Below are 4848 nucleotides of genomic sequence, written 5' to 3'. Positions count from 1 at the left end.
TGACCGCTTCGCCGGCGATGGCGCCGCCGTCCTGAGCCGCCTTCATCGCCTCCTCGGCGACCGCCGCCGCCTGGCGCGCACCCTGGGCCGAAGCCTTCACCGAGGCCGCCAGCTCTTCGGTCGTGGCCGCGGTCTCCTCGAGCGAGGAGGCCTGCTCCTCGGTGCGCTTCGACAGATCGTCGGCGCCCGTGTTGATCTCGCGCGCCGCAATCCCGACATCCGACGCCGTCACCTGGATCGTCGACACCGTCGCGGAAAGGCGATCGACGGCTTCGTTGAAATCGGCCCGCAACTGCTCGTACTCCGCCGGGAAGGCATCCTCGATCCGGCAGGTCAGGTCGGCGTGGGCGAGGCGCTCCAGCCCGGCGGCGAGGGCGCGGACGATCGCCTCCTGTTGCCGTGCGTGGTCGCGCTGCTGCTCAGCCGTGCGCTCGCGCTCGGCCTGGTTGCTGCGGCGTTCGGCGTCGCTGCGCTCCGACTGCTTCCTCGCTTCGGTTTCCAGCCGCGCTTTCTCGATTGCTGCCTTCCGCAGCACGGCCACCGCGTCGGCCATGGCCGCGACCTCGTCGCCGCTGCGCAGCTTCGGCGGCTCGCTGGCGAGATCACCGGCTGCCAGCTTCAGCATCGAATCCTTGAGCTGGCCGAGAGGCCTCAATGTCCGGCGCGTCAGCCAGAACAGCAGCGCGCCGCCGATCGCGGCGATGACGAGGCCGGCGATGACGTTGTTGCGGATCATCTCGTCGATGACGGTGAGGAAATCCGACTGCTTGATGCCGACATAGAGAATGCCGATCACTGCATTGTTCGACTTCTGGACGATCGGCTCGTAGATAGTGAAATAGGGGACACCGAGGATGTCGGCGGCCCCGGAATAGGTACGGCGCTCCTTGAAGACGGCGTCATTGGCTGCGCCTTGCGCCAGCTTGGTTCCGACCGCACGCCCGCCATCCGGCTTCTGGACGTTGGTCGAGACGCGCGTATCGCCCATGAACACGGTCGCGGTGCCGCCGGAGAGCGCCTTGACCTTGTCGACGGCAGCAAAGTTGCCGTTGACCGGCTCCGAGCCGAAATAGAGCTTGTCGCCCTCCAGCCGGGGCTCGCCCTTGGCGCTGAGGATATCCCGCAGCAGGTTGATGTTGACGGTCAGGCTGGCCTGAGCCCGCTCGCGCATGGCGTTGTCGGCGGCGCGGATCGAGACGATCACCGATGCCGCAATCGCGGCAGCGAAGATGGCGAGGCCGACGATCGCGAGCCGGTTGGAAATGGGTAGCCAGAGCGAGGCGAGCTTCTTCACGAACGGCTCCTTGAGGCGGCCGATATGGGCCAGCACTCAAGAACCCGTCGAAACAGGTAAATTTCGCTTTAAAAGGGCTCGAAATCGACCCTAAAGGCGCCGATTTTCAAAGAGTTCGTTCCATTCAGTACAAAATGGACCGCGGAATGCGTGTGTTTTTGAGAGTGCTCCTCTACAGGTTGAATACACGATGCGGGACGAACTCGCCCTGGGTAATCGAGCCCGTAGCGATCAGCACGCCGCCGCTAACCGCGTAGACGGCATCGGCCTCCAGCGGGGCGTCGCGGCCGCGCAGCAGCACGCTCTGGCCGCGCTTGAGCCGGAGCGCGGCGTCGCGATGGACCACGATCTCCGGGATCAGCTGCAGGGCCGCCGAGACCGGCAGCAGCGCTTCTGCGGCGCTGTCGCCGTCGCAGTCGCGCAGCGCCTCGACCGTCGCCGCATCCGTCACCGCGAACGGGCCGACTCGGGTGCGGCGCAGATGCGCGACATGGCCGAGACAGCCGAGCGCGAGGCCGAGATCCCTGGCGATGGCGCGGACATAGGTGCCCTTGCCGCACTCGGCCTCGAAGGTCGTGGTCGGGCCGTCATGGCGGACGATGCGCAGCGCGGTGATCTCGACGGGGCGGGCCTCCAGCGTCACCTCCTCGCCGTCACGGGCAAGGTCGTAGGCGCGCTCGCCGGCGATCTTGATCGCCGAGAACTTCGGCGGCACCTGCTGGATCGTGCCGGTGAAGCGCGGCAGCAAGGCCGCGATCGCCGGCTCGTCCGGCCGGAGCTCGGAGGTCGCGACGACCTTGCCCTCAGTGTCGTCCGTATCGGTCTGCGAGCCCCAGGCGACGGTGAACTCATAGGCCTTGCGCCCGTCCATCACGAAGGGGACGGTCTTGGTCGCTTCGCCCAGGGCGATCGGCAGAAGGCCCGAGGCGAGGGGATCGAGCGTGCCGGCATGCCCGGCCTTCTTGGCGTTGTAGGCGCGCTTCACCACGGCGACCGCATGGGTCGAGGTCATCCCGATCGGCTTGTCGAGCACGACCCAGCCATGCACGTCGCGCTTCTTGGGCCGCGGCGGCCGGCCGCCATCCGCCTCTGCCGGGCGGTTCTCGTCAGTCGTCGTCATGATGCTTGTCTTGCTGGTCCTGGTCCGTGCCCTGGTCGATGCGCAGCGGCTGCTTCAGGATGTCCTGGCGCACCTTGTCGGAATAGAGCAGCGCATCGATGCGCTCGGCCTCGGCGAAGCTCTCATCCTGCAGGAAGCGGACGTTCGGCGCATATTTCAGGTTCACCCGATGGGCGATCTCGCCGCGGATATGGCGCTTGTGCCCGTCGAGGGCCTTCAGCACCGCCGCGACGTCCTGGCCGCCGAGAGGCATGATGTAGCAGGTCGCGAGCTTGAGATCGGGCGAGAGCCGGACCTCGGGCACGGTGATGACGTGCTTCGCCAGCACATCGTCATGGATGTCGCCGCGCGCCAGCATCTCCGCCAGCGCATGCCGGATCAGTTCGCCGACACGCAATTGCCGCTGCGAGGGCCCGGAGCCCTGAGTGTTTGGTTTCTTTGCCATGGTTCTCGTTCTCCGGGATCGGACCGGATGGACGGGTTTGAAACGTCATGGCCGGGCGAAAGCCCGGCCATCTCAAAACATCCGGGAGCAAGCGTGCCTGTCAGAGGCTGCGCTTGATCTCCTCGACGCGGAAGCACTCGATCACGTCGCCAGCGCGCATGTCCTGGTAGTTCTCGAAGGACATGCCGCATTCCTGGCCGGCGACCACTTCCTTGGCGTCGTCCTTGAAGCGCTTGAGCTGGGCGAGCTTGCCTTCGTGAACCACGACGCCGTCGCGGATCAGGCGGACATTGGCGCCGCGCTCGATCGTGCCGTCGGTGACGCGGCAGCCGGCGATCTTGCCGACCTTCGAGACGTTGAAGATCTCGAGGATCTGCGCATTGCCGAGCATGGTCTCGCGCAGGGTCGGTGCCAGCAGGCCCGACATCGCGTCCTTCACATCATCCATCAGGTTGTAGATGATGCTGTAGTAACGGATCTCGACCCCGGCCCGTTCGGCCGCTTCGCGCGCTTCCTTGTGGGCGCGGACGTTGAAGCCGATCACCACCGCACCCGAAGCCTGGGCCAGAGTGACGTCGGATTCGGTGATCGCGCCGACGCCGGACGAGAGTACGCGGGCGCGAACCTCGTCATTGCCGACCTTCTCGAGCGAGCCGACGATGGCCTCGACCGAGCCCTGCACGTCGCCCTTGACGACGAGCGGGAACTCCTTGCGGCCGGCGCCTTCCTTGAGCTCGCGCATCATCTCGGCCAACGAGCGGCCGGCACCCGAGCCGGCGCCGCGGGCGGCCAGCCGATCGCGCTTCTGACGCTCGCGGTAGTCGGTGATCTCGCGGGCACGGGCTTCCGACTCGACGACCGCGACGCGATCGCCGGCTTCCGGCGTGCCGTTGAAGCCGAGCACCTCGACCGGAAGCGACGGCCCCGCTTCCTTGATCTGGGCGCCGGTATCGGAGATCAGCGCGCGGACGCGGCCCCATTCGGCGCCGGCGACGACGATGTCGCCGGTGCGCAGGGTGCCGCGCTGGACGAGAACGGTCGCGACCGGTCCGCGGCCGCGGTCGAGCTTGGCCTCGATCACCGTGCCTTCTGCGGCGCGCTCGGGGTTGGCCTTGATGTCGAGCACCTCGGCCTGCAGCGCGATTGCTTCGAGCAGCGTGTCGAGACCCTGGCCGGTCTTGGCCGAGACCTCGATCTCCAGCGTCTCGCCGCCGAGCGACTCGACCTGGATCTCGTATTGCAGCAGCTCGGACCGGACCCGGTCCGGGTTGGCGTCGGACTTGTCGATCTTGTTGATCGCCACGATCAGCGGCACCTTCGCCGCCTTGGCGTGGTTGATGGCCTCGACCGTCTGCGGCATCACGCCGTCATCGGCAGCGACCACGAGCACGACCACGTCCGTCACCTTGGCGCCGCGGGCGCGCATCGCCGTGAAGGCGGCGTGGCCGGGCGTGTCGATGAAGGTCACCTTGGCACCGTTCGGCGTCGTCACCTGATAGGCGCCGATATGCTGGGTGATGCCGCCGGCTTCGCCGGAGACGACATGGGTCTTGCGGATCGCGTCGAGCAGCGAGGTCTTGCCGTGGTCGACATGGCCCATGATCGTCACGACCGCCGGGCGCGAGACCAGGGTCTCGTCGGTGTCCGGCGTGTCGAACAGGCCTTCCTCGACGTCGGATTCGGCGACGCGCTTGACGGTGTGGCCCATTTCCTCGGCCACGAGCTGGGCGGTGTCGGCGTCGATCACGTCGGTGATCTTGTGCATCGCGCCCTGCTTCATCAGCAGGCGGATGACGTCGACGCCCCGCTCGGTCATGCGGTTGGCGAGTTCCTGGATGGTGATCGTCTCCGGGATGATCACCTCGCGCATCACGCGCTCCTTGGCGACATCCGAGGCACGATGGCCGGTCATGCGCTGCACGCGGCGGCGGAACGAGGCGAGCGAGCGTGTCCGCTCGTCGTCCCCGCCCGTGGCGGTCGACAGCGTCA

Annotated in this window: 4 protein-coding genes; all 4 read right to left on the bottom strand. The window is 67.2% G+C overall.

Translation table 11 applies throughout. The features are described from left to right. Window positions 1-1294, bottom strand: a 1294-nt coding sequence (locus CXY91_RS30675) for a methyl-accepting chemotaxis protein (protein WP_199777608.1), incomplete at its 3' end; no start/stop codon positions are given. Window positions 1295-1466: 172 nt separating this feature from the next. Further along, window positions 1467-2414 carry a tRNA pseudouridine(55) synthase TruB gene (gene truB / locus CXY91_RS29605; protein ID WP_091835855.1) on the bottom strand — a complete coding sequence of 316 codons (948 nt, stop codon included), beginning with the start codon at window positions 2412-2414 and terminating at the stop codon, window positions 1467-1469. Then, on the bottom strand, window positions 2401-2859 hold the full coding sequence (gene rbfA / locus CXY91_RS29600; RefSeq protein ID WP_100965510.1) for a 30S ribosome-binding factor RbfA: 459 nt from the start codon (window positions 2857-2859) through the stop codon (window positions 2401-2403). The genes truB and rbfA overlap by 14 nt, the downstream gene beginning before the upstream one ends. A gap of 100 nt (window positions 2860-2959) precedes the next feature. Further along, window positions 2960-4848: translation initiation factor IF-2 (infB, locus tag CXY91_RS29595; RefSeq protein WP_100965522.1), on the bottom strand; the 1889-nt coding region annotated here is incomplete at its 5' end.

The organism is Allobosea sp. FBZP-16, assembly GCF_002831785.1.
Taxonomy (GTDB): domain Bacteria; phylum Pseudomonadota; class Alphaproteobacteria; order Rhizobiales; family Beijerinckiaceae; genus Allobosea; species Allobosea lupini.
This window is presented reverse-complemented; position numbering and strand designations above follow the sequence as displayed.